General features: G+C 73.2%; 23 protein-coding genes. 17 read left to right on the forward strand and 6 right to left on the reverse strand.

Annotation, left to right across the window (positions count from 1 at the left end; all coding sequences use genetic code 11):
- Positions 1–14 precede the first annotated feature (14 nt).
- The 4 genes from gntD to mdlC are packed head-to-tail and all read left to right on the forward strand — an operon-like array spanning position 15 to position 5,894.
- Entirely contained in the window at positions 15–1,121 is a 1,107-nt protein-coding gene (gntD, locus tag F5972_RS00315; protein WP_225311050.1) for a guanitoxin biosynthesis L-enduracididine beta-hydroxylase GntD, read from the forward strand.
- The gene (locus F5972_RS00320) at positions 1,118–3,361 is read left to right on the forward strand and encodes an amino acid adenylation domain-containing protein (protein WP_150929928.1); all 2,244 of its coding nucleotides are present in this window, start codon (positions 1,118–1,120) and stop codon (positions 3,359–3,361) included. The genes gntD and F5972_RS00320 overlap by 4 nt, the downstream gene beginning before the upstream one ends.
- Positions 3,358–4,239, forward strand: a complete 882-nt coding sequence (locus F5972_RS00325; RefSeq protein WP_150929930.1) for a prephenate dehydrogenase dimerization domain-containing protein — start codon at positions 3,358–3,360, stop codon at positions 4,237–4,239. The genes F5972_RS00320 and F5972_RS00325 overlap by 4 nt, the downstream gene beginning before the upstream one ends.
- A gap of 20 nt (positions 4,240–4,259) precedes the next feature.
- Positions 4,260–5,894 (forward strand): benzoylformate decarboxylase, encoded by a 1,635-nt coding sequence (gene mdlC / locus F5972_RS00330; RefSeq protein WP_225311051.1) that lies wholly within the window; start codon positions 4,260–4,262, stop codon positions 5,892–5,894.
- Positions 5,895–5,921: 27 nt separating this feature from the next.
- Here the strand turns inward: mdlC and F5972_RS00335 are convergent, their stop codons facing one another.
- The 4 genes from F5972_RS00335 to F5972_RS00350 are packed head-to-tail and all read right to left on the reverse strand — an operon-like array spanning position 5,922 to position 9,674.
- The gene (locus F5972_RS00335; RefSeq protein ID WP_150929932.1) at positions 5,922–6,791 is read right to left on the reverse strand and encodes a TauD/TfdA dioxygenase family protein; all 870 of its coding nucleotides are present in this window, start codon (positions 6,789–6,791) and stop codon (positions 5,922–5,924) included.
- Positions 6,792–6,845: 54 nt separating this feature from the next.
- Positions 6,846–7,673 (reverse strand): ABC transporter ATP-binding protein, encoded by an 828-nt coding sequence (locus F5972_RS00340; protein WP_225311052.1) that lies wholly within the window; start codon positions 7,671–7,673, stop codon positions 6,846–6,848.
- On the reverse strand, positions 7,657–8,724 hold the full coding sequence (locus tag F5972_RS00345) for a taurine ABC transporter substrate-binding protein (RefSeq protein WP_150929934.1): 1,068 nt from the start codon (positions 8,722–8,724) through the stop codon (positions 7,657–7,659). The genes F5972_RS00340 and F5972_RS00345 overlap by 17 nt, the downstream gene beginning before the upstream one ends.
- 59 nt (positions 8,725–8,783) lie before the next feature.
- Positions 8,784–9,674, reverse strand: a complete 891-nt coding sequence (locus tag F5972_RS00350; protein ID WP_225311053.1) for an ABC transporter permease — start codon at positions 9,672–9,674, stop codon at positions 8,784–8,786.
- A gap of 415 nt (positions 9,675–10,089) precedes the next feature.
- Here F5972_RS00350 and F5972_RS36835 point away from each other — a divergent pair, with 415 nt between their 5' ends.
- The 13 genes from F5972_RS36835 to F5972_RS00410 all read left to right on the forward strand — a co-directional run bounded on the left by F5972_RS36835 (position 10,090) and on the right by F5972_RS00410 (position 22,635).
- Positions 10,090–10,266, forward strand: coding sequence for a thiomuracin/GE37468 family thiazolyl RiPP peptide (locus F5972_RS36835; protein ID WP_191909865.1), 177 nt, complete (start codon positions 10,090–10,092; stop codon positions 10,264–10,266).
- 13 nt (positions 10,267–10,279) lie between these two features.
- Complete coding sequence (locus tag F5972_RS00355) at positions 10,280–12,793, forward strand: lantibiotic dehydratase (RefSeq protein WP_150929938.1); 2,514 nt, start codon at positions 10,280–10,282, stop codon at positions 12,791–12,793.
- On the forward strand, positions 12,786–13,772 hold the full coding sequence (locus tag F5972_RS00360; RefSeq protein ID WP_150929940.1) for a lantibiotic dehydratase C-terminal domain-containing protein: 987 nt from the start codon (positions 12,786–12,788) through the stop codon (positions 13,770–13,772). Before F5972_RS00355 ends, F5972_RS00360 begins: the two co-directional genes overlap by 8 nt.
- Positions 13,769–14,851 carry a thiopeptide maturation pyridine synthase gene (locus F5972_RS00365; RefSeq protein WP_191909866.1) on the forward strand — a complete coding sequence of 361 codons (1,083 nt, stop codon included), beginning with the start codon at positions 13,769–13,771 and terminating at the stop codon, positions 14,849–14,851. The genes F5972_RS00360 and F5972_RS00365 overlap by 4 nt, the downstream gene beginning before the upstream one ends.
- 163 nt (positions 14,852–15,014) lie before the next feature.
- Positions 15,015–16,373 (forward strand): DegT/DnrJ/EryC1/StrS family aminotransferase, encoded by a 1,359-nt coding sequence (locus tag F5972_RS00370; protein ID WP_150929944.1) that lies wholly within the window; start codon positions 15,015–15,017, stop codon positions 16,371–16,373.
- Positions 16,370–17,221: a transketolase gene (locus F5972_RS00375; RefSeq protein WP_150929946.1), complete on the forward strand. Its 852-nt coding sequence runs from the start codon at positions 16,370–16,372 to the stop codon at positions 17,219–17,221. The genes F5972_RS00370 and F5972_RS00375 overlap by 4 nt, the downstream gene beginning before the upstream one ends.
- A complete protein-coding gene (locus F5972_RS00380; protein ID WP_150929948.1) occupies positions 17,218–18,231 on the forward strand; it encodes a transketolase family protein in 1,014 nt (337 codons plus the stop codon). The genes F5972_RS00375 and F5972_RS00380 overlap by 4 nt, the downstream gene beginning before the upstream one ends.
- Complete coding sequence (locus F5972_RS00385) at positions 18,228–18,404, forward strand: lysine biosynthesis protein LysW (protein ID WP_150929950.1); 177 nt, start codon at positions 18,228–18,230, stop codon at positions 18,402–18,404. Before F5972_RS00380 ends, F5972_RS00385 begins: the two co-directional genes overlap by 4 nt.
- Positions 18,405–18,407: 3 nt before the next feature.
- Complete coding sequence (gene lysX / locus F5972_RS00390; protein WP_150929952.1) at positions 18,408–19,277, forward strand: lysine biosynthesis protein LysX; 870 nt, start codon at positions 18,408–18,410, stop codon at positions 19,275–19,277.
- On the forward strand, positions 19,274–20,296 hold the full coding sequence (gene argC, locus F5972_RS00395; RefSeq protein ID WP_150929954.1) for an N-acetyl-gamma-glutamyl-phosphate reductase: 1,023 nt from the start codon (positions 19,274–19,276) through the stop codon (positions 20,294–20,296). Before lysX ends, argC begins: the two co-directional genes overlap by 4 nt.
- Before the next feature lie 19 nt (positions 20,297–20,315).
- Positions 20,316–21,143, forward strand: coding sequence for a [LysW]-aminoadipate kinase (locus tag F5972_RS00400; RefSeq protein ID WP_150929956.1), 828 nt, complete (start codon positions 20,316–20,318; stop codon positions 21,141–21,143).
- On the forward strand, positions 21,140–22,228 hold the full coding sequence (locus F5972_RS00405) for a [LysW]-lysine hydrolase (protein ID WP_150929958.1): 1,089 nt from the start codon (positions 21,140–21,142) through the stop codon (positions 22,226–22,228). The genes F5972_RS00400 and F5972_RS00405 overlap by 4 nt, the downstream gene beginning before the upstream one ends.
- Positions 22,225–22,635, forward strand: coding sequence for an MmcQ/YjbR family DNA-binding protein (locus tag F5972_RS00410; RefSeq protein ID WP_225311055.1), 411 nt, complete (start codon positions 22,225–22,227; stop codon positions 22,633–22,635). Before F5972_RS00405 ends, F5972_RS00410 begins: the two co-directional genes overlap by 4 nt.
- Before the next feature lie 60 nt (positions 22,636–22,695).
- Here the strand turns inward: F5972_RS00410 and F5972_RS00415 are convergent, their stop codons facing one another.
- Positions 22,696–24,690: an AfsR/SARP family transcriptional regulator gene (locus tag F5972_RS00415; protein WP_191909867.1), complete on the reverse strand. Its 1,995-nt coding sequence runs from the start codon at positions 24,688–24,690 to the stop codon at positions 22,696–22,698.
- Positions 24,691–24,742: 52 nt separating this feature from the next.
- Entirely contained in the window at positions 24,743–25,090 is a 348-nt protein-coding gene (locus F5972_RS00420) for a chorismate mutase (RefSeq protein WP_191909868.1), read from the reverse strand.
- Between the last annotated feature and the right edge of the window lie 39 nt (positions 25,091–25,129).

The raw sequence follows: 25,129 nt of genomic DNA on the forward strand, positions 1-25,129 counted from the left end.
GAGAAAGGACCACGATGGAGGACGTCTCAACGGTGCCGCGGCCGGAAGGCGAGGCCACGACGGGAGGCACCGCGCCGGAAAGCACGGGGTCGGGAAGCATCCGTTACGTCGACCTCGATCCGGCCGACGCGGCCCAGATCGACACCTACACCCGCACCCTCGCCGCGCGCCACGGTTCGAGCACCGCCCCGGCGTTGCTCGACGGCGCGGCGACGTACGCCCACCGCCTGCCGGAACGTCTGGTCGGCGAACTGCTCTCCCTCCGGCTGTTCGAGCGGAGCCCGGCGCTGGTCGTCCGGGGGCTGCCGGTCTCCGACGACGAGATCGGCCCCACCCCGCTCGACTGGCGGGAGCAGGCGAGGCCCGCGACCGTACCCGCCCGGACCGCGCACGAGGTGTACCTGGTGCTGGTCGCGAGCCTGCTCGGTGACGTCTTCGGCTGGTCGTCGCTGCAGAACGGCAAGCTCGTGCACGACGTGGTGCCGATGCCGACGGAGGAGCGCGAGCAGAGCGGGCACGGCACCGTGCTGCTGGAGTGGCACACGGAGGACGGCTTCCACCCCCTCCGCTGCGACTACCTGCTCCTGCTCGGGATGCGCAACCACGACGCGGTGCCGACCACGGTGGCCGGCGTCGACGAGGTGCGGATCGATCCCGCCCAACGCGAGGTGCTCGCCCAGCCGCGCTTCCTCATCCGCCCCGACAACGAGCACCTCAACCGGCTGCGGGCGCGGGCCGAGGGGGCGACGGCGATGGGCATGGGGATGCACAGCATCCAGCGGATGCAGGACGAGCCCGAGCCGAGCGCGGTCCTGTTCGGCCATCCCGACGCGCCGTACCTGCGCATCGACCCGGTGTTCATGTCGGCGCTGCCGGGCGACCGGGAGGCCGAGGAGGCGCTGGCCGCCCTGGTCGGGTCGCTGGAAGCCAACCTGTGCGGGGTCGCACTCGGCCCCGGCGACCTGCTCATCGTCGACAACTACCGGGCCGTGCACGGCAGGAGCGCGTTCCGCGCTCGATACGACGGCACCGACCGGTGGCTGAAGAAGGTGCTGGTCACCCGCGACCTGCGCAAGTCGCGGGCGCACCGGTCCGCTCCGCACGAACGCGTGCTGCTGTGAACCGGCTGCCCGGCCGTACGGCCTACCCCGGAGATGCGCAACCCGACGGCGGCGTCCGCCACGGCGGCGAACTGCCGGCGTGGCTCCGCTGCGGCAGCGTGCCGTCCGGCACGACGGACACGGTGTTCCGGCCGTGGCCCGCCCCCGGCGGCGCGACCCCGGACCACCCACAGCCGGAAGCCGCGACACCGGTAAGCGCATGGCCGGGCAGCGCGGGCGCAGCAGGCGCGGTGCCGGAGGCCGTCCTGGCGGCGGCCGTGGCGATCCTCCTCGCCCGCCACACGGGCGAGCCCGAGGTGCGCCTGGCCGTCGTCACTCCCCACCCGGTGGCTCTGACCGTGCTCGTCGACGAGCGCGAACGGGCCGGAGACCTGGTCCGCCGGGTGGCGGAGGATCTGCGCACCGCCTCTCCCCTCCCGACCGGCGTGGTCGCCCGCGTCGCCGTCGCCGGCCCGGCAGCGCGAGGAGGCGCGGGATCTGGAGAGGATGAGGGAGCGGGAGGGCGCCGGGAAGCGACGGAGCTCGCCGCTGTCGCGCCTGTACCGCACGAACTGGCCGTGCGGTGGGCGGACGGCGGGGTGTGCCTCGACCACGACACCGGCCTGTTCGACCCCGAGGTGGTCGCCGCCCTGGCCGACCGGCTGCTCGCGGTCCTCGGGGAGCTCGCCGAGGATCGCCCGGTTCGCGACGTCGCCGCGCTCACCACCGCCGAGCGCGCGGCGATCACCACCTGGTCCAGCGGTGAGGCGCAGCCGGTCGAGGACGTCTGCCTGCACACGCTGATCGAGCGCCGGGCCGCGGCCGAGCCGGCGCGCACGGCGCTCGTCTGCGGCGACGTCGCGCTGACCTACGGCGAGCTGAACGCCCGGGCCAACCGGCTCGGGCGGCGCCTGCGCGCGGCCGGCGCCGGCCCCGGCGACCTCGTCGCGGTGTTCGCCGGCCGCGCCGCCGAGTCGGTCGTCGCGATGCTCGCCGTGCTCAAGACCGGCGCGGCCTACGTGCCGGTCGAGCCGTCCCAGCCCGCCGACCGCATCCGCCGCATCCTCGCCGACTCCGGCGTACGGCTCGCGGTCGGCGGCGCGACCGGGTTCCCGGGCGTACGCGTGCTCGACCCCGGTGACCTGGCCGGAGAGGCCGATCACGACCTGGGTGTGCCGGTGCGCACGGCCGACCTGGCGTACGTCATCTACACGTCCGGGTCCACCGGTGTGCCGAAGGGCGTCGCGGTCAGCCACCGGGCGATCGTGGTGTCCACGCACGCGCGCGGGGTGGGCGGCCCGCCGCCCGAGTGCGACCTGGTCACCATGCCGCTGTGCTTCGACGGCGCCGCGGGCGGCCTCTACTGGACGCTCACCGGCGGCGGGACGGCGGTGCTGCCGACCGAGAGCGAGGCACGTGACCCGCTGGCCCTGCGCGCCCTGCTGCGGAGGGTGCCGATCACCCACATCCACTCCGTCCCGTCGCACTACGGGCTCGTCCTGGAGGCGGCCGGGGAGGAGTGCCTGAGCCGGCTGCGGCTGGTCTCGGTGGGCGGCGAGCCGATGCCGCCCCGGCTGGTCGCGCGTCACCTGCTCACCTGCCCGGACGCCGTGCTGCTCAACGACTACGGGCCGACCGAGTGCGCGGTGTGGGCCACCGCCCACCCCTGCGGCATCGCCGACGCCGCGGACGGGCGGATCCCGATCGGCGGGCCGCTGCCCAACTACCGGGTCGAGGTCCTGGACGCCGGTCTCCGGCCGGCGCCTCCGGGGGTGATCGGCGAGATCTGCGTGGCGGGCCCGGCCCTGGCCCGGGGGTATCACCGGCGTCCCGGCCTCACCGCGGCGCGGTTCCTGCCCGATCCCCGAGGCGGCGGGCGGATCTACCGCACCGGCGACCGCGGGTTCTGGTCGCCCGCGGGTGAGCTGCACATCGCCGGCCGCACCGACAGCCAGGTGAAGATCAGGGGCTTCCGGGTGGAACTCGGGGAGATCGAGGCGGCCGTGGCGGGGCACCCGTCCGTCACCGGCTGCTTCGTCACCCTGCGGACGCCGCCGGGCGGGGCGGAGCAGGTCATCGCCTTCGTCGCCGCGAGCGGCGCCCCGCCCACCGAGGACGAGCTCCGCGCGGTCGCGGCGGCCACGCTCCCCGCGTACATGCGGCCCGACCGGTACGTCGTCCTCGCCGAACTGCCGCGCAACCGGAACGGGAAGATCGACGTGGCCGCGCTGCGCGCCGGTGAGCCGGTGGAGTCCAGATGACGACGGTCGTGGTCGGCGGCGCGGGTGAGGTGGGCGGGCTGCTCGCCCGCCTGCTGCTCCCGGACGGCCCGGTGGTGTGCGCCGACGTGCGGGCGGCGGAGATCCCCGGCACGGTGGCGATCGTCGCGGACGCCTGCCGCCCCTCGGCGGACCTGCTCGGCGTGCTGCGGCAGGCCGGCACGGTGGTCTTCGCGCTGCCCGAGCACGTCGCCGTCCCGGCAGTCGCCGCCTGCGCGCCCGCCGTACGGCCGGGGGCGCTGCTGGTCGAGACCCTGTCGGTCAAGGAGGCCGTCACCCCCGCTCTCGCCGGTGCGGCGGCCTCCCAGGATGCGGAGGCGTGCGGGCTCAACCCGATGTTCGCCCCCGCGCTGGGCTGGCAGGACAACGCCGTGGCCGCCGTACGCGTGGCGGACGGCCCGCGCACCGCCGCGCTGCTCGGCTCGATCACCGCCGCCGGAGCCAGGGTCGTCGAACTGACCGCCGGGGAGCACGACCGCGTCACGGCGGTCCTCCAGGCGGCCACGCACGCCGCGGCGCTGGCCTTCGGGCAGGCGGTCGTCGCGGGCGGCGCGGACGCCGAGGCGCTGCTCGCCCTGGCCCCGCCCCCGCACCTGACCATGCTCGCCGTCCTCGCCCGGATCACCGGCGGCAACCCCGAGGTCTACTGGGACATCCAGGTGGCCAACCCGCACGCCGCCGCGGCGAGGGCGGCGCTGCGCGAGGCCGTCGCCACGATCGACACGCTCGCCTCCACGGGCGACCGTGCCGGATTCAATGCGCTGCTGCACGGTGTCGAGAAACATCTCGGCGACCGGGCGCCGCTGCTCCGGGGATATTGCGCCCGGCTTTTCACCATGCGGCTCTCCGCCCGTTCCTGAGAATTCTGGAGGCGTTTCCCGTGAATTCGATCGCGAGCGACAGGACGGTCCGGGACGCCACCCGCCGACTGCTCCGGCAACTCGGCCTGACCACCGTTTTCGGAAATCCCGGAACCACCGAGATCGCCTTTCTCACCGACTGGCCGGACGATTTCCGCTACGTGCTCGGGCTGCACGAATCGGTGGTCGTCGCCATGGCCGACGGCTACGCCCAGGCCACCAGGCGGCCGGTGCTGGTGAACCTGCACAGCGCGGGCGGCCTCGGCCACGGCCTCGGGCAGGTGTTCAACGCCGCGCGCGGCCACGCCCCGCTGATCGTGATGGCCGGTCAGCAGAGCAGGACGCTGCTGCGCGACGATCCCTTCCTCGGCGCCACCGACGCCACCGCCTTCCCCCGGCCGTACGTCAAGTGGAGTTGCGAGCCCGCCCGGGCGCAGGACGTGCCCGCGGCGATCGCCCGCGCCTACCACGTGGCGTCCCAGGCTCCGCGAGGCCCGGTCTTCATCTCCGTTCCGGCGGACGACTGGGACGCGGAGGCGGGTGCGCCGGTCGCCGCGCGCCCGGCGATCCCCGGCTTCGCCCCCGACCCCGCCGCCCTCGCGGCGCTGGCCGAGGCCCTGCACGGCAGCGCGCGGCCGGGCATCGTGGCCGGGCCAGGCGTGGACGCGGACGGCGCGGTCGCCGACCTCGTCGCCCTCGCCGAGCGCGTCGAGGCGGGTGTCTGGGCCGGGCCGGTCTCGCCCCGGTGCTCCTTCCCCGAGGATCATCCCCTCTTCCTGGGCTTCCTGGACGCGGAGAAACGCGCCACCGCCGCGGCGCTGGCCCGGCACGACCTGGTCGTGGTGATCGGCGCCCCGGCCTTCACCTACCACGTCTACCGGGGCGAGCCCGACGTGCCCTTGCCCCCGCTGTTCGTGGTCAGCGACGACGAGCAGGTGCTCGCCAGGGCCGACACGGGCGCCGGCATCAGGGCGACACCGCGGCTCGCCCTGCGGGCGCTGGACGAGGCCCTCGGCAGTGCCGCGAACGGGACGCCGGGCCGCCGGGTGCGCGTGACCGGCAGGGTGGCCCCGCCCGTCCTCGCCCGGCCGGCGGGACCGGCGGACGGGGTGATCAGCGCGGCGGAGGTCTACGCCACGCTCGCCGAACTGCTGCCCGCCGACGCGATCGTGGTGGAGGAGACACCCAGCCACCGCAGTGTGCTGCACGACCACCTGCCGATCACCGCGACCGACACGGGGTTCCTCACCACCGCGAGCGGCGCGCTCGGCTACGGGCTCCCGGCCGCGGTCGGCGCCGCGCTGGCCAGGCCGGGCCGCAGGGTCGTCGCGGTGCTCGGCGACGGGTCGGCCATGTTCGGCATCCAGGCCCTGTGGACCGCGGCCCGCGAGGGGACGCCGGTGACCTTCGTGATCCTCGACAACGCGCGGTACGCCGCGGTGCGGCTGCTCGGTGAAGCGGCGGGCGGCACGGGCATCCCCGGTGTGGACCTCGGCGGGCTCGACTTCGTCGCGCTGGCCCAGGGAATGGGCTGCGCGGCACGGTACGTCACCGAGCCCGCCGAGGTGAAGAGCGCGCTCGCCGCCGCGCTCGCCGACGACCGGCCGCATCTGCTGCACGTACGCACCGACCCCGCGCCGCCGCGCATGTACTGAGCCGCATGTATTGAGCTCGGCCTGAACTCAGGGACGTCGCCCGGGGCCGAAGGGACGGTCGCCGCGCAGGGTGATCCGGTGCATCACCCGGTGGGCGTCGCCGTAGTCCCGGTTGGCGTAGTGGGCCGTGCTCCGGTTGTCCCACATGGCGACGTCGCCGGCCCTCCAGCGGTGGCGGACGATGTGCTCGGGCTTGGTGAGGTGGGCGTAGAGCAGGTCCAGGATGGCCCGGCTCTCCGCCTCGGACACGCCGACGATGTGGGAGGTGAAACCGGGGTTGACGAAGATGCCCCTGCGGCCGGTCTCGGGGTGGACGCGGACCACCGGGTGCTCCACCGGGTCGAGGCGGGTGACGACCTCGCCGTCCCAGACGCTGCCCCTGCCGGAGCGGCGCTGGGCGAGGTAGTAACCGAACTCGCGGTTGCCGTCGTGCACCGCGGTGAGCTGGTCGGCCAGCTCCCGCACCGGCGCGGACAGGGAGTCGTAGGCGAGCTGGCTGTCGGCCCAGCTGGTGTCACCGCCGGTGGGCGGGAGGATCACCGCGCGCAGGATGGAGCCGAGCGGCGGGCGGGGCATGAACGTGACGTCGGTGTGCCAGACGTCGGCGAAGCCGTTGTCGGCGCTGTCGAGTGCGTAGATCTCGGGATGCGCCTCGTCGACTCCCCCGACGACCGGGTGGGAGGCGGTCAGCTCGCCGATATGGCGGCCGAGCGCCACCTGCCCGTCCTCGTCCAGGCTCTGGTCGCGGAAGAACAGCACCTTGCGTTCCACGAGGGCGGCGCGCACCGCGGCCAGCTCCTCGTCGGTGGCGTTCGCCAGGTCCAGCCGCTCGACCTCCGACCCGAAGTGGGGGCCGAGCGGTCGCAGGTCAAGCTTGACGGCGGTCGACGTGGTCATCTCGTTCTCCTCAGGTGGTGGCGGGCGCGGCTGTGCGCTTCAGGCGGCGGCGCGTCAGGCGGCGGCGGCGCGTACGGCGTGGCCGACCTCGGCGCGGAGCGCGGCGTATTCGGGCAGGGCGCGCAGTTCGTCGGGCTCGATCCCGGTGCGCGGAAGGCCGACCTCCAGGTCGAGCGCGATCCGGCCCGGCCGGCGGGTGAGCACGACGACCCGGCTGCCGAGGAACACGGCCTCCTCGACGCTGTGGGTGACGAACACCGACGTACGGCCGGTCTGCGCACTCACCCGGCGCAGGTCCTCCTGGAGGCGTTCGCGGGTGAGCGCGTCGAGGGCGGCGAACGGCTCGTCGAGCAGCAGCAGCGGGTCGTCGCCGGCGAGCGCCCTGGCGATCGCCACACGCTGCTGCTGCCCTCCCGAGATCTGCCAGATCCGGCGGTCCGCCACGTCGTGCAGGCCGACCCGTTCGAGCAGTTCCGGCACGCGGCGGGCGCGCTCCGCGCGCGGCACCCCGGCGTACCGCAGGGCCAGTTCGACGTTGCCACCCACGGTCTTCCAGGGGAACAGCCGGGGCTGCTGGAAGACGACCCCGGCGCCTCTGCCGGGGACGGGCTCGGCGCCCCCGGTGAGCACGGTGCCGGAGGTGGGCTTCTCGAAGCCGGCGACGAGGCGCAGCAGCGTGCTCTTGCCGCAGCCGGAGGCGCCGACGAGCACGAGGAAGGTCCCGGACGGGACGGTGAGGGAGATCGGTCCCAGGGCGGCGACGGGCCCTCCGGCGCCGTCGTAGACGTGCCCGACCTCGTGCAGGTGGACGGCGGCGGCGTCCTCGTCCGCCACAGTGGGGGCGGCAGCGGGGGCGGCGGCCGGGTCAGGGCGCGACAGCACCGGGAAGCCCTTCGGTGTAGACGGCCTTCTCGACCGTGGCGAGGTCGGGCACCGAGTCGATCTTCTGCTGGTCCTTGAGGAACTGCGCCGCGTCCACGAGGTTCTTGGCCAGGCCGCCGACCTGGCCGGGCGTGCCGAGCCACTCCGGCGAGGAGAGATCGGCCGGCTTGAGGAACACGCCCTGGCTGAGCTGCGCCTTGGCGTCGTCCTTGGCGAGGTTGAGCTCGGCCCCCACCGCCTGGGCGGCGGCGTCGGGGTCGCTCGCGATGAGGTCGAGCGCCCTGGACTCCGCCTTCCGCCAGGCGTCGACGGCGTCGGGATGCGCCTTGATGAACGCCGTCGACACCACGCCGAGGTCGAGGGTCGGCTTGCCCGCCGTCGCCAGCTCACGGCTGGTGATGAGCGTCTTTCCGGTCTTCTTGATCTCGTCCAGCGTCGGAAGCCAGACGTAGGCGGCGTCGATGTCCCCGCGCGTCCAGGACGCCACGATGTCCTGCGGCTCCAGGTCGACGAGGTTCACCGCCGACTCCGGCACTCCCGCCTTGTCGAGGGCGGCGAGCAGGCTGTAGTGGGACGTCGAGGCGAACGGCGTGGCCACCTTCTTGCCGCGCAGGTCCGCCACCGAGGAGACGCCGCTGCCGTCGCGGGCGATCAGGGCCTCGTTGTCGCCCGCCACGTCGAGCACGAACGCCACCTGATAGGGGATGTTCAGCGGCGCGGACAGCCCGCGGGCGACCGGGCTCGACCCGATGGCCGCGATGTCCACGCTCTTGGCCACGAAGGCGGTGTTGATGCCGGCGCCCGAGTCGAACTTGGTCCACTTGATCGTGTAGCCGGGCAGCGCCTCCTCCAGCCACCCCTTGTTCTTCACGATGAGGTCTCCGCTGGGAAACGCCTGGTAGGCGATGCGGATGGTGCGGTCCGTCGTACCGCCGCCACCTCCGCCGGAGGCGGTGCCGTTGCCGCACGCGGTCAGGACGGCGGCCGTCATGGCGGCCGTCGCGGCGGCCAGGACGATGGTGGACAGGCGCGCGGGGCGTGGTCGTGGCATTGCGGGAGGTTCCTTCTGGACGTTGGGGGGCTTGATGGGAGTTCGAGTGGGCGCGGGGGTCAGGTCCGGCCGCGCCAGGGGATGAGCCGGGTCTCGGCGGCGCGCAGCAGGCCGTCGATCAGCAGTCCGGACAGGCCGATGGCGAGCAGCCCGAGCACCACGACGTCGGTCTGCAGGTAGCGCTGGGCGTCGCGGACCATCCCCCCGATGCCGGGCACGCCGTTGACCGTCTCCGCCGCGACGACCGAGGAGTACGCGACCCCGACGGCCAGCCGGACGCCGGTGAAGATCTCCGGTAGCGCACTGGGCAGCACCACGTCCCTGATCACGTTCCACCGGGAGGCGCCCAGCGCCCTGGCCGCCTCGACCAGGCCCGTCGGGGCGCCGTGGACGGCCGCGGCGGTGGCCACGGCGACCGGCGGGAGCGCGGCGATGGCGAGCAGCCACAGCTTGGGCGTCTCGTCGATGCCGAACCAGATGATCAGCAGGCTGAAGTAGGCCAGCGGAGGCAGGGCCCGTACGAAGGTCACGACCGGCTCGGCCACGAGACGGATCCATGGCGCGGTGCCCAGGACGACACCGAGGACGAGCCCCGCCGCCACGCCGAGCGCCGACCCGATGAGGATGCGGCGGAGGCTGATCCCCAGGTGCTCGGCGAGCAGGTGACCGCTGTATCCGCGGACGCCGTCGTGGGTGGTGGACAGCAGGACGAGCTGGTCCCACACGGCCCGGGGCGCGGGCACGAACGACGGGTTGCCCGCGGCGGCGGCCGCGAGCTGCCAGAGCGCGAGCAGCGCCGGGAGCGAGAGGACCCGCACGCCGATCCGGCGGGTCCCACGGCCCCGCCAGACCGGCGTCGCGCTGGCGGGCGCCCCGTCAGCGGGCCCGCCCGTCACGGGAGGCCCGCCCACGGGGGCGGGAGAAAGCGAGTTCGAGGTGGAAGACGTCACGGTGGTCGCTCCGAAGGTCGGGGCACGTCGGGCCGCTCGGGACCGGCCCCGATGCCAGAGACACAGGCATTTCCTACCAAATATGCGGGTTATTGACAACCGCAAGGGCCCCGAGGACCATCTCCGGGCAGGTCGCACCACTCCCGGCCGCCGCCGAGCCGGTCGCATCCGCGGCGCGTGCGCACACCCCCGTGCCGCCACGCGCATGCCGGGCCCGATGCCGGCGGCTTACCGATCAGGCCGCACAGGCGGCGACCGGGACAGTGTTTCGCGGCGAAATCGGCCGGGTCCATCCAGTTCGATTGAATGTCCGCATTGCCCTATTTATGGAGAATTATGGACTAATGGACCCTTCCGTGCTTCGTTGGCAGAGTATCGCGGCACGCGCCGTACCCCACCGGAAACGGGAGGCAGCATGGCCATGCACGAAGAAGCCCTCAACCTGGATGCGCTGGACCTGGACTCGCTGGACGTCGCCACCGTGGAGCTTCCCGGCTCCGACTTGCTCGTCGAGGCGGTGACCATGGGACTGGGCAACACCGAGGTCGGCGCCTCGGGAGCATGGACCTCGAGGACGAGCTGGCTCGTCTAGCGCGCCGACCCGCATGGCGATCCGCCCACAGCGCCCGGACACCGTGGTGGTCAGGGTCGCCGCCCTCCCCGGGGCGGCCCTCGACGACCTGAGGTGTGACCGGACCTGGCAGGCCGTACAGGAGATCCTGAAGGAACGGGACGCCCTGGCCGCTGAGGGACGCGCGCTCGCGCTCGCCCTTGAGCCGGTCATCGCGGACGTTCCCTCCGGGCAGGCGAGGTCCCGCCTGGTCGCCCTCCGCCGGGCGTTGTACAACGGGCGGACCCCCGCCATGCCCCCCAGCTCGGCCGAGACACCGGCCGAGCTGGACCGGCGCGTCCGGCGGTGGTCGGAGCGGTCCCGCGCGTGCGAGCGCCTGGAGGCCGAGCTGCCCCTGATCCTGGAGAAGGAGCGCCGGGACCGGCACCACAGCCTCCGCACGTGGGCGTCGGCCGACGTCTTCACGCACGGCCTCGTCCAGGCGAGCCCGTCGCTGGCCGGGGCGCTGGCCCGCTGGCTGGACTCCCCCGGAGCCGCGCCGTCCCGCCGGCTGGACCTGCGGCTGAGCCGCTACCTGTCACGGGTGGTGGCCAAGACCAGCCCGCACTCCACGTTCACCATGATGGGCCTCGGCCACTGGGGTCCGGGCCCCGAGCCGGTCGCCGTCGAAGGCGGATGGGACTGGCGTAGCGTCGCCGAGCCCGATCTGTGGCTGGTCCGCAGGCTGCTCAGCGATTTGGCCACGTCGGACGACGACCTCGCGGCCCGCTTCCTGATCAGGCCGAACGCCGGCCTGACCGAGGAGGACGGCCGCCTGTGGTACCTGAGCCGGACCGAGGACGCCTACCGGAGCGTCCGCGCCTCGGAGCCGCTGCGCGCGCTCCTGCGCGCCCTGACCGGCGAGCCCACACTCGGCGAGGCGCGGCGGCACGTGCCGTCCGATGCGCTCGCGCGCCTGGTCGACGCCGGGGTGCTGGAGACGCTTCCGCCGGTCGCCGACCAGTCCGTCTCCCATCTGAGCGATCTGGCGGACCGGCTGGCGCCGCATGCGGCCGCCGACGCGCTCGCCGCGTTCGGCCGGGCGCTGGCCCGCCACCCCCGCGTGCGGGGACCGGTCGAAGGGCTCGCCCTCCAGCAGGAGGTGCGCACCGCGTTGCGCCGTCTGTCACCACCTGACGGACGCCTTCCGGACAAGAACCTCTTCCACGACAACGCCGTCTTCACCTCGCCCGCCGTACGTCTGGGGGAACCGGAATGGCGGGCGGCCCTCGACGACCTGCACCTGATCCGCACGCTGGCCGGGGTCTTCCAGCGCGACAACGAGATTCGGTTGCTCGCCGCCGGCCTCTTCGTCCAGGCGTACGGCACGGGGGCGCGGGTCCCCTTCGCCCGGTTCCACCGGACGCTGGCCGAGCAGCTGGTCACCCCCGAGGGCGACGCGCTGCACGCCCTGCTCTATCCCGGCGGGGCCGCGGAGCCGGCGGGCACCGTGTCCGGCACCGTGTCCGGCACCGTGCCCGGCGAGGTGGCCGCCCTGCGGCGTTACCGCGACCAGACCCTGAAACTGCTCCGCGAGGAGCCGGAGGCGCTGGCCGGCTGGTTGCGGGGACGGCCGGAAAGCGCGGGGCCGGTGCGTTCGCTGGCCTGCTACGTGCAGGTGCTGCCCCAGCCGGACGACGGAGAAGGGCCGGTGCGGCTGGTGCTCAACGCCGTGTCCGCCGGCCACGGCACCGCACGCAGCCGCGTCCACCGCCTCCTGACGATCGCGGGACTGGCGCACGAGCCCCGTCCCATGGAACCCGACCCCGCCGACGGGCTCCCGATCGAGGCCGAGCTCACCGGGCTGTTCGGTCACAACATCAGTCTGCGTTCCCCCATGACCACCCACGAGCTCGGCTATCCGGGCGCGGTCTCCGGCCGCCCGCCCGCCGCGCGCCTCGCGCTGGGCGACCTCGACGTCCGCCACGACCCCGCCACCGGAGCACTGGAACTCGTGCGCGCCGCGGACGGTCGCCGCGTGCTGATGCGCCACACGGGCCTGCTCGCCACCCCCTTCCTGCCGCGTACGGCCCGGCTGCTGCTGCACCTGTTCGGCGACCAGCCCGGCATCGGCGTGCCGCTCTGGGCGCTGTTCGCCGAGCCGCCGCGGCGGACGCCGGAGGAGGTCGCCGCCAGGCCGAGGGTGACGCTGGGCCGGGTGGTCGTGGCACGAGCCACCTGGTACGTGGCCACGGCGGAGGTCCCGCGCCGCCGTCCGGGAACCTCCGAGGCCGGGCACCTGCTGGCGCTGGCCCGCTGGTTCGCCGCGCGCGGCATCCCGTCCCGCTGCTTCGTGTTCTCCCTGGACCCGGGCTCCTGGGGACAGGACCGGATGCGTGCGGCGCAGCTGGCCAAACCGACGTTCCTGGATCTGGCCGATCCCTCCCTCGTCGCCTGCTTCGACCGGCAGCTCGGCGACAGCGGCGCCTGCACGGCCTTCCAGGAGGTGCTGCCCGAGCTGGGCGCGGGCCACGTCATGGAGTACGTGGTGGAGGTGGGCGATGAGTGAGCCGTGGATCTCGCTGCACGCCTTCCATCGGGGCGGCACCGACCGGCTGATCACCGAGGCGGTCGGCGGCCTGGTGCGCTCTCTCACCGCCGACGGCCTGCTCGTCCGCCACTTCTTCCTGCGTTACTGGGAGGGCGGCCCGCACCTGCGGCTGCGGCTCCGGCCGGCCGCCTGCCCGGAGGAGGTGGAGGCACGCGCGAGGACCGCGCTGGAACGGCACCTGGCCGCGTACCCCTCCCCGCTTGAGGCCGAGTGGGACACCGGGAAGTACGCCGCCGCGGCCGAGAGGTTCGCCAGGGCCGAGAACCTCACCCACTACGACCGGCGGGTGCGCACCCGCGACGCGGTGGAGGCCGTCGCCTACCGCCCGGAGTACGCGACGTACGGCGGGCCGGAGGCGATCGACGCCGTGGAGGAGCACTTCTGCGACTCCAGCCGCATCGCGCTCGCCCTGCTCGGCGGCGGGATCGAGCCGGGACGCAGGGTGGGTTTCGCCGCCGCCGCGCTGATGCTCGCCCTGGCGGCCTGGGAACCGGACCCCGCCCGCCTCGCCCGCGCGCTCGAAGCGAGCCGTGAACGCTGGGACCCGCGGCCCGATCACGCTCCGCACGACCGGCCGGCAGACGCCGCGCGGGCCGGCCGGGAGCGGGCCGCCCTCACATCCCAGCTTCTGCGTTGCCACCGCATCGCCTCCGGCGCGGAGGTCCCCGGCGCCCGCGACCCCCTCGGCGCGTGGTGGCGCTCGATCGACACCCTGCGCCTGCGCGCGCTGGACCTCCAGGCGGCCGGGCGCTTCCACCCCGAACCCGCCGTCTCCTCCTTCCAGCCGCCCGGCGTCACCCGGGCGCGCGGCGACGTCCTGATCCTTCTCCTCCGCTGCGTCCACCTGCTGTGCAACCGGCTCGGGCTGCCGGGCGAGCAGGAGACGCACCTGCGTCACCTCGTCGGCACCACCTACCGCGAACTGGAGCACCGGTGAACGACCTCACGACCCCCTGGCACAGCATCCAGGTGCGCTACTACGAGACGGACAAGGACGCGCTGATCCTCGACGCCGTACGGCCGCTGCTGGGCGAACTCGGCGACCGGGTGCGGCAGCCCTACTTCGTGCGCCACTGGCGGCGTGGTCCGCATCTCCGCCTGAACCTCCGCGCCGCCGACGACGTCTGGCAGGAGGAGATCCTGCCGCTCGCCACCGAGCGCCTCGGCCGCTACCTCGGCGAGCATCCCTCCCGTGCGGTCCTGGACGAGGCCGCGCTGGAGGAGGCCCACCGGGCGCTCGCCCTGCGGGAGAACGAGCTCGGCCCGCTCCGGCCGTGGTATCCGGACAACACCATCCAGACCGAGCCGTACGAGGATCGCCGGCACGTGCTCGGCAGTCAGACTCTCGTGGACCTGCTCGACCACTTCCACGCCGAGAGCAGCCGGATCGCGTTCGGGACGCTGGCCGCCATCCGCCGGGGCGACCTGTCGCTCTTCCAGCTCAGCCTCGACCTGATGATCGCCTTCGCGCACACCAGCGTGCCGCCGATCTCGCGCGGATACATGTCCTTCCGCTCCCACGCCGACGCCTTCGCCTCCTACTGCGTGGACCGCGACGGCGTACGGGCGGGCTTCGAGGCGAAGTACCGGCAGCACGAGCGGCAGTTGCGGGCCCTGGTACGCCGCCGGGTGGCCGAGGTGGACGAGGGCCGGACGCCGCCGCACGTGCGCGAGTGGCTCGACCACGTCGAGCGCGGGAAAGCCCTCGCCGCGCCCCTCATCCGCGACCGGAGGATCGACCTCGACGCCGGCCCGCGCGAGCCCGGGATGCCGCAACTGCACACCGTCGACTTCCACGAGATCCTGCTGGCCACCGGGCGGTACAGAACCGAGGTGCTCGGCTCCGACTGGTTCCTCGGGCACCGGCTGGCCGTCAACACGCTCTACTCCCACCTGGGCAGGCTCGGGCTCGTGCCGCTGCAGCGGTACCTGTTCTGCCACCTGGTCGCGGCCGCGGTCGAGGCGGAGTACGGCATCTCACCCGTCGAGAAGGCCCTTGCCTGGGCTCGTAGCTGACTCCGGAATCGCCATTTCCTCGGCCGAGAGAAATATCAGCTCGAATCAGTACCACGGCGAGAGAAAAGGTGGGCCATTTCAATACCACCGCGAGAGAACGGATGATTAGCGTGGTCTCCGCCTGACGCCCGAATAAGGGAAATGGTGCGGCAGAAGGAGAGAAATGAAGGCCGATCTGGCGATGTTCGGCGGCAAGCCCGCGGTCCGGCCGGAATACCGCAGACTGGAATGGCCGGTGGTGACGCAAGCTGATCGAGACGCCGTACTCCGCGTACTCGACCACGGGAAATTCACCGTGGGCGCGAAGGAAGAGCCCGAGATCAGCGGGCTGGAAAGCGAATGGGCCGCGTTCTGCGACACCCGCCACGCGGTGTCGGTCAACAGCGGCACGGTGGCGCTGGAGCTGGCGCTGACCGCGCTCGGCATCGGTCCCGGCGACGAGGTGATCGTCCCGGCCCTGAGCTACGTCGCGACCGCGATGGCTCCCCTCTACCAGCTCGCCGTCCCCGTGTTCGTGGACATCGATCCCGTGTCGTTCAACATCGACGTCACGCAGATCGAGGCGAAGATCACCAACCGCACACGCGCGATCATCCCGGTGCATCTCGGCGGCCTGCCGGCCGACATGGACGAGATCCTGGCGCTGGCGCGCAAGTACGACCTCTACGTCATCGAGGACGCGGTCCAGGCCCAGGGCGGCAAGTACCGCGGCCGTACGGCGGGCTCGATCGGTGACGTCGGCTGCTTCAGCCTCAACGTGGAGAAGAGCATCCCGACCTGCGGCGAGGGCGGGCTGATCGTCACCGACGACGAGCGGGTCGCCGAGCGCTGCCGCAGCCTGCGCATCCTGGGCGAGGACCTGAGCACGGAGGAGCGCCTCTACGTCTCCGCCACGCGGGGGTCGAACCTCAAGCTCAGCGCGGTCCTCGCCGCCTTCACCCGGGCCCAGCTCGACCGCTTCTGGGACTACCAGGTGCGGCGTGAGCAGAACATCCCGGTGTTCCTCAACCGGCTCGCCGAACTCCCCGGCATCGTCCTGCCCTCCGTGCCCGACGACCGCACCCACATGTGGCACATGCTGCGCTTCCGCTTCGACCCGGAGGCCGCGGGGCTGGACGGCATCACGCCCGGCCAGTTCCGGCAGGCGCTGCGCCGCGCGCTGCTGGCCGAGGGCGTGCCGCTGACGCACTACCAGATCATCCCGCTGCCCGGCCAGCCGGTGTTCCAGGAGCAGGACGCGTACGGCCGGGGCTACCCCTGGTCGCTGCCGGGGGTCAACCCCCAGCGTTACGACCTGGCCGACTACCCGGTGACCTGCGCCGTGATCGAGGACTCGCTGTGCCTGCGGCGCATGCACCTCAACCCGGACGCCGGGCCGGCGCTGGAGGAGTACGCCGACGCCTTCCAGCGGGTCTGGGAGAACCTCGACGTGATCGGCCGCTTCGCCCGATTCGCGCCGTACGCCCCGCCGTGGGCGGCGGTGAAGGGCGTCGGTCACGCGCACGCCGGAGCGGCCGCATGACCGTCGAGACCGTCGCGCGGAGCCCCGAGGGCGCCGTCGACCCGGCCGCGTTGTCCCGCACCGCCCTGGCGGTGCGGGAGCACGTGCTGGCCATCGGCGCCGGGGCCGTCGGCACCCACATAGGGGGGTCGCTGTCGGCCGCGGACATCCTCGTCGCGCTGTACTTCGACGTCATGCGGGTGCGCCCGCACGAGCCCGGCTGGTCCGGGCGCGACTACTTCGTGCTGAGCAAGGGACACGCGAGCGCCGCGCTCTACTCCACGCTCGCCGAGCTCGGTTTCTTCCCGCGCTCGGAGCTGGCGAGCTACGGCCATCCGGACGGCAGGCTCATGGCCCACCCCACCCCCGCGGTCCCGGGGGTGGAGTTCGCCACCGGGTCGCTCGGCCACGGCCTGTCCCTCGCCGTCGGCCTGGCGCTCGCGGCCAAGCGGGCCGGGCGCGCCAACCGCGTGTTCGTCCTGCTCGGCGACGGCGAACTGCAGGAGGGCACGGTGTGGGAGGCCGCGATGTCGGCGGCGCACTACCGGCTCGACAACCTCACCGCCGTGGTCGACCGCAACCGGCTGCAGATCAACGGCTCCACGGAGGACCGGATGCGGCTGGAGCCACTGGCCGACCGCTGGCGCGCGTTCGGCTGGCAGGTGTCGCACGCAGACGGGCACGACTTCGCCGAACTGGTGCCGGCCCTGCGCACCCCGCCCGTGCCGGGAGGCCCGGCGGTGCTGCTCGCCGACACGGTGAAGGGCCGGGGGGTGCGCCACCTGGAGCACCGCAAGCAGAGTCACTTCGCCAAGCTGGGCCCCGACGCGTACCAGCGGGCCCTGGCCGCGCTGCGAGCCGCGGCATGACCACCACGCGCGAGCGCGACGCCCCGGCCCGGGCGCCGGCGCCCGACTCCGACCGCGCCGCCTACCGGGCCACACTGCTGGAGCTGGCCCGGGCGGACGGCCGCGTCTGGTGCCTCGACTCCGACATGGGCGGGCTGGAACGGCAGTTCGAGGCGGAACTGCCGGCCCAGTACGTCGACCTGGGCATCGCCGAGGCCAACCTGATCACCGTCGCGGCGGCGGTGGCGAGCACCGGCGTCCTTCCCTTCGTCAACACGATGGCGGCCTTCGCCTCGGCGCGGGCCCTGGAACAAGTCAAGATCGACGTCGCCTACCACGCGCTTCCGGTGCGGATCGTCGGCACCCACTCCGGGCTGTCCGCCGCCCACCTCGGCCCCACGCACCACGCCCAGCAGGACCTCGCGATCATGCGGGGCCTGCCGAACATGACCGTGATGACGCCCGCGGATCCCGCGGAGACCGTCCGCATGGTCCGGGCCGCGGCCTACCTGCCGGGGCCGGTCTACATCAGGCTCGGCCGCAACCCGACGCCTCCGGTCCACGCCGGCGACGACGGCTTCACCGTGGGCCGGGCGGTACGGCTGCGCGCGGGCGGCGACGTGACGATCGTGGCCGCGGGCGCCCTCCCCGTACGGTTCGCGCTCGACGCGGCGCGCCGGCTCGCCGCGGCGGGGATCGAGGCGTGCGTGCTCAACATGCACACGATCAAGCCGCTCGACGTCGCCGCCCTGGTGGAGGCGGCGGAGACGACCGCGGGCGTCGTGACCGTCGAGGACCACTCCGTGCTCGGCGGGCTCGGCGGCGCGGTCGCGGAAACCCTGGCCGAGCACCACCCGGCGCGGGTGGTGCGCGTGGGCGTCGGCGACGCGTTCTGCTCCCGGCCCGGCAGTCACGAGGAACAGCTCGCGCAGTGCGGCGTGTCGCGGGACCACGTGGTCCGCGCGGCCGAGTCCGTCCTGCGCGGTCGTCCGGATGTTCGCACCAGCACCGAACAAGGAGAGTCTCCATGACCGTCGCAGTGAGCACCTGTCCCGACTGCACCGAGGCCGTACCCACGTCCTCGGACCTGCGGGTGACGTCCATCGTCGTATGCCCGGCCTGCCAGGCGGAGCTCGAGGTCATCGGCCTCGACCCCGCCGAGTTCGCGCTCGCGCCGGAGATCGAGGAAGACTTCGGGGAGTAGAACGTGACAATCAGCGCTGGTCAGGACGGTCCGCTCGCCGTCCTGACCACCCGCACGCGCCTCGAGGAACGCTTGATCTTCGAGGCCCTCGAACGGCGCGGCGAGCCGTACGAGCAGATCGACGAACGCCGGGTGATCGGCGACCTCGGCGCGCCCGTCGCGGGCCGCTACCGGGGCGTGCTCAACCGCAGCATGTCCCACACGCGCAGTCTGTACGCGGCGCGCCTCTTCGAGGCCGGGAACCTCCCGGTCTTCAACTCCAGCACCGTGATCGAGACGTGCGGCGACAAGATCCTCACCTCGCTGGCGCTGGCCGGCGCCGGGATACCGACGCCGGAGACGGTCGTCGCGCTCACTCCCGACGCCGCACTGGAGGCCATCGAACGCATCGGCTACCCGGCCGTGGTCAAACCGGCCGTCGGATCGTGGGGCCGGCTGCTGGCCAAGGTCAACGACCGTGACGCGGCCGAGGCGCTGATCGAGCACAAGCAGTCGCTGCGCTCGCCGGTGCACTCGGTCTTCTACGTGCAGGAGTACATCGACAAGCCGGGCCGCGACCTCAGGGTGATCGTGCTCGGCGACGAGGTGGTGGCCGCGGTCTACCGCCGGTCCGGCCACTGGATCACCAACACCGCCCGCGGCGCGTCCACGGAGCGGTGCGCTCTCACCGACGACCTGGTGAAGCTCTCACTGCGGGCGGCCCAGGCGGTCGGCGGCGGCATGCTCGCGGTGGACCTGATCGAGCGCTCCACCGGGGAACTGCTCGTCACCGAGGTGAACCACACCATGGAGTTCCACGGGCTCATCCAGGCGACCGAGGTGGATCTGGCCGACCTCGTCGTCGGCCACGTCCTCGGAGCGCTGGCACGATGAGGGCCGCCGTCGTCGGCGGCAGCGGCTACATCGGCGGTGAGATCGTCCGGCTGCTGCTGCGTCATCCGCACATCGAACTGGCACAGGTCACCTCGGAACGGCAGGCCGGGCGCCCCCTGCGGGTCTCCCACCCGAACCTGCGCGGCCAGACCGACCTGTGCTTCACCCGTGAGGAGGACCTGTCGCCCTGCGACGTCGTCTTCCTCGCGACCCCGCACGGCACGTCGATGCGCTCCGTCGAACGCTGGTCGGGGCTCGCGCCGACGGTCGTGGACCTCAGCGCGGACTTCCGGATCCACGACCCGGCGAGGCGGGCGCGCTTCTACCCCGGGCCGCCGCCCGACCCCGCCTGGCTGGCCCGCTTCCAGCCCGGCATCCCCGAGCTCAACCGGGACGGGCTGCGCGGCGCCACCCACATCGCGGTGGCCGGCTGCATGGCCAACGCGGCGATCCTCGCGCTGCACCCGCTGGCGGCCGAGGGGCTGATCGGCGGCCCGGTCGTCGTCGACGCCCGTACGGGCTCCAGCGGCGGCGGGCGGACGCCCGACGAGGGCAGCCACCATCCCGAGCGCAGCGGCGCGATGCGGATGGCCAAGCCCCACGGGCACCGCCACACCGCGGAGATCGAGCAGGCGTGCGGGATCACGGCGCACATGTCGGTGACCGCCGTGGAGGCGGTGCGCGGGGTGCAGGTCGCCTGCCACGTCACCCCCTCCCGCACGGTCACCGAACGCGAACTGTGGGCCGTCTACCGCAAGGCGTACGGCGAGGAGCCGTTCGTCCGCGTGATCAGGGAACGCTCGGCGCTGCACCGCATGCCGGAACCGAAGATCCTCTCCGGCAGCAACTTCTGCGACATCGGGCTGGCCCTCGCCCCCGGCGGCGACCACCTGGTGGTGGTGGCCGCACTGGACAACCTGGTGAAGGGAGGTGCCGGAAATGCCGTCCAGTGCCTCAACATCGCCGCTGACTGGGAGGAGACCGCAGGACTCGACTTCGTCGGGCTCCATCCCATCTGACGCCCGATCGGAACGGTACGTGATCAAGGTCGGCGGGTCGCTCGGCGCGGACATGTCCCGGGCGTGCGCCGACATCCGCGCGCTGGTGGACCGCGGCGACAGCGTCGTCGTGGTCCACGGCGGCGGCGCCGAGGCCGACCGGCTCGCGGACGAACTCGGCCGCCCGAAGCGGTACCTGACCGCGTCCGGCGGGCGCCGCAGCCGGTACACCGACGCGGCGGCGCTCGACGTGCTCGTCCTCGGCATGCTCGGCCGCCTGAAGCCCCCGCTGGTGACCGAGCTGCTCCGGCTCGGCGTCCGCGCGGTGGGCCTGTCGGGAGCCGACGGCGGGATGGTCACCGCCCGCCGGACCCCTCCGGCGAACGTCGTCGTGGACGGCGTACGGCGGGTGGTCCGCGACGACCTGTCCGGGCGGATCTCGGCGGTGGACGCCCACCTGCCGCGGACCCTGCTCGCGGCGGGGTACGTGCCGGTGATCTCACCGCCCGCGTACGACCCGGAGGCGGACCCGGAGTCCGGCGCCGGGCTGCTCAACGTGGACGCCGACCGGTTCGCCGCGCGTCTCGCGGTCGCGCTGGAGGCCGACTGGCTCGTCATCCTGTCCAACGTGCCGGGGCTCCTGCGGGACCCCGGCGACCCCGGCAGCCTGGTGACCGAGATCCCGTGCGAGGACCTCGCCGGATATCTCGACCTGGCCGGCGGGCGCATGAAGGTCAAACTGCGGACCGCGGGCGAGGCGTGCCTGGCGGGCGTGCCGCACGTCGTCCTCGGCGACGGGCGCGGTCCCTCGCCGGTGCTCGCCGCGCGGGCGGGAGCAGGAACCACCCTCGTCAAAGGAGTGCCATGACCAGCAGCGTGACCAGCGGTGCGAACAGCGGTACTGCGAACAGGGCCGAGTCCCTGCTCCGCCGCATGGTGGAGGTGCCCTCGACGACGGGTGAGGAGGCCGAACTGGCCTCCCTGCTCGCCCGCGAACTGCCCGAGTGGGGCTTTCGCAGCCATATCGACGAGGTGGGCAACGTGATCGGCAGGCGGGGCGACCCCGACGCGCCTATGATCATGCTGATGGGCCACATGGACACCGTGCCCGGCGACATCCCGGTCCGGCAGGAGGGCTCCCTCCTGTACGGGCGGGGCACCGTCGACGCCAAGGGACCGCTCGCCACGATGATCGCGGCCGCCGCCGCTGCCGACCTGCGCGGCATGCAGGTGGTGGTGGCGGGGGTCGTCGAGGAGGAGACCTTCGGAAAGGGCGCGCAGCACCTCGCCGAGACCTTCCGGCCGGACGTCGCCGTCGTCGGCGAGCCCAACGGCTGGGCCGGCGTCGGCATCGGCTACAAGGGCCGCGTCATGATGCGCTACGACGTCAGCCGGCCGGCGGTGCACACGGCCAGCCCGGAGGAGAAGGCCACCGAGGCCGCGGCCCTCTTCTGGGACCGGGTCCGGTCCTACTGCGACTCCTACTGCGAGGTGGTGGGGGCGGGCGACCGGGCCTTCGACCGTCCCGTCCCCACGCTCAACGACATCACCGGCACGATCGAGCGGGCGCTGATGACCGTGTCCGTACGCACCCCGCCGGGGTTCGACCTGTCGGCCTTCGAGCGCTTCGTCACGGACGCCGCGCGCGACGGGACGCTCTACGTCGACGACCGGACGCCGCCGGTGCGGGTGGACCCCGCGGGGCCCGCCGTACGCGCGCTGTGCGCCGGCATCCGGCGCCGGGGGGAGCGGCCGAAGCTCAAGCTGAAGACCGGGACCGCCGACCTGAACATCGTGGAGCCCCGCTGGCAGGTGCCCATGGCGGTCTACGGTCCCGGTGACTCCAGCCTCGACCACACCGATCGCGAGCACATCGACCTGGTCGAGTACGGCAGGGCCGTGGAGGTCCTGCGTGAGGCGCTCGGGATCCTCGCCCAGGCGGAGTGGCGTTGACGACGGAGGTTCCCGGCGAGATCCTGGCCCGCCTCCGGGAGGCCTGCCTGCGTCTGCCCGAGGCGTACGAGGAGCAGGCGTGGGTGGGCACGCGGTGGCGGGTGGGCAAGAAGACCTTCGCCCACGTGCTCGTGGTCGAAGGCGGCCGGCCGCCCGCGTACGCGCGGGCGGCCGGCACGTCCGGGCCGGCGGTCGTGCTGACGTTCCGGTCGTCCGGGGAGGAACTGGCCGCCCTGGGCGGCCTCGGCCATCCGTTCTTCCGACCGCCCTGGTTCCCCGACATCGTCGGCATGGTCGTCGAGGATGACGTGGACTGGTCCGAGGTGACGGAGTTGCTCGCCGAGAGCTACCGCCACCTGGCGCCCAGGAGGCTGGCCGAACGGCTGGACCCGCCGCCCGGCCGCTGAACCTCCCCGGCCCCGGCGGCTCTGCCGCCGGGCGTGCCGGGGTCGTCGCGGGCCGTGACATCACACGCTCGTCGCGACGAGCGGCTCGCGGAGCTCCGCGAGGTTGGGCCGCTCCTGCGCGAGCCACACGTCGGCGTACTGCGTGATGTCGCGGATGATGGTCCGGCCGATGCGTAGCACGGAGGCCGGCGCGGGGCGTGTCAGCCCGTTGCGGGGCGATCGGAGGGCCACCCGCGCGTGCTCCTCCAGCCACGAGAACACGTCGAGGAGCCGGTCTCGGGCCTTGGCGCGGGTCGTCGCGTCCAGCTCCGCGGCCGCGAGCGCGCGGGCCCGGATCCGCACCAGCGAGTGGAACTCGTAGCGGGAACCGCCCAGGCCGTCCTCGCTGACCACGTCGAGCACCTGGTGGTCGACCAGGAGGTCGAGCAGCCGCTGCGCCTCGTCCTCCGACAGGTCGGCGACCGCGGCCGCCGCCCAGGCCGACACGTGCGTCAGGTTCATGACGCTCAGCAGCAGCCACAGCGTGCGGGCCACGTCGGGCAGCCGCTCCGCCGAGGCGACGAGCCGCGCGCCCGTGTCCAGGGAGCCGTAGGTCAGCTCGGTGATCCTGCGGTCCTCGTCCGACAGGCGGTCGACGAACCGGTCGAGCCGGTAGGCCGGGCGGGCGTTGAGGCGGGCGGCGGCGGCCCGGATCGCCAGCGGCAGGTGCCCGCAGCGTTCGACGACCAGCCGGGCGCTCTCCGGCTCCTGCGCGATGCGCTCCGCCCCTACGAGCTGGGCGAGCAGCTGCACGCCCTCGGCGGTGGTGAGCCCGTCGACGCGGCGCATCGCGACGCCGGGCGCCTGGATCATGCTGGGCTGGCTCGTGCACAGCACGACGCTCCCCCGGTCGCCGGGCAGCAGCGGCTCGATCTGCTCGTAGTCGGCCACGTCGTCCAGCAGGATGAGCAGGCGGCGCCCGGCGCTCACGCTGCGGAACAGCGTCGCGCGGCCGGACAGGTCCGGCGGCACGCTCCGCTGCGGCACCCCCAGCGCGTGCAGGAACTCCGCGAGCACGTCGGCCGCCTGCCGGGGTTCGGTGCTGCCGCGCAGGTTGGCGTGGATCTGCCCGTCCGGGTAGTGGTCGCGCACCTTGTGCGCCGCGTGGACGGCCAGCGCCGTCTTGCCCACGCCGCCGCGGCCCACCAGGGCGATGACCCGCGGCCGGTCGGTCCGGTCCTGGTTGAGCTCCCGGCACAGCCACTCGACCTGGTCGAGCCTGCCGGTGAAGTCGCCCACGCCGGCGGGCAGCTGGGCGGGGATCTTCGCCGCGTGCCTGGCGCGCTGCGGGAACGGCGAGGGGACGGGCTGCCCGGCGATGATCCGGCGGTGCAGGTCCTGCAGGCGCGCGCAGGGATCGAGGCCGAGGTTGTTGACCAGCGCGGTACGGCCGGCGCGGTACACCGCCAGCGCGTCCGCGCGCCGGTCGGACAGGTACAGCGCCGTCATGAGCTTGGCGCGCAGATGCTCGCGCAGCGGGTGCTCCTCCACGAGCAGCCTCAGCTCGCCAACGAGTTCGCGGTGCCTGCCCATGGCGAGTTCGAGGTCGAGGCACTCCTCCAGCACCGACAGCCTGCGTTCGGCCCAGTAGGTGGCGACCGCCTCGATCACCGCGCTGTCGAGTTCCGCGAGCGGCTGGCCGCGGAACAGCGACAGGGCCGCGCGGTACTCCTCCGCCGCGCCGCCGAGATCACCGTCTTCCACCCTGCTCCGCCCGCGGGCCACAGCCCGCTCGAACAGCCACGCGTCCAGGCCCGACTCGCCCAGGCGCAGCCGGTATCCCCCCTGCGTGGTCTCGATGATGTTCGCGGGCGCGCCGGCCGCCTCGAAGACGGAACGCAGCCGCCACACACAGGTCTGGATCTGCTTGTCCGCCGTGATCGGCGAGGCGTCCCCCCAGACCGCGTCGATGATTCTCCCCACCGATACGATCTTGTTCGCTTCGGTCGCCAGAAGCGCGAGAACGGTCAGCTGCCTGTTCTTGGCGAGCTTGACGACCGTATTTCCCACACTCACCTGAAAAGGGCCGAGTATTCGAAAGAATACGTCGCCCTCATCTGTCTCGGTATTACACTCGGGTCCCATCGGCTACGCCTCCAGCTCCGCCTGCCCGGGTATGTTCAGAGGTGTGGGGTCCGATCGACGTTCCCATGATTCCCGCTTCCAGCCGGCAGGCCTCGTCGATGAGGAGAACGGCCACCCGGACCAGCAGGTCCGGTGACACGCCCAGCTCTCGTGCCCGTCCGGCGTAGGCTTCGCGAACTGCGGTGACGCGGTCCGGTTGCATCATGGAAATCCCCTCGGCCAACTTCACGTGAGCCACCTGAGCGCACAGCCCGAGACGTTCGGCGATGACTTCCGCCAATTTCCGGTCGAGGCCGTCTATTTGCGCTCTGAGTGCGTTGAGTTTCGCCACGGGAAACGTCCCTTCGAACCAACGGATGCGCCGGCGGCG

The organism is Microbispora cellulosiformans (assembly GCF_008728085.1).
Lineage (GTDB): Bacteria > Actinomycetota > Actinomycetes > Streptosporangiales > Streptosporangiaceae > Microbispora > Microbispora amethystogenes.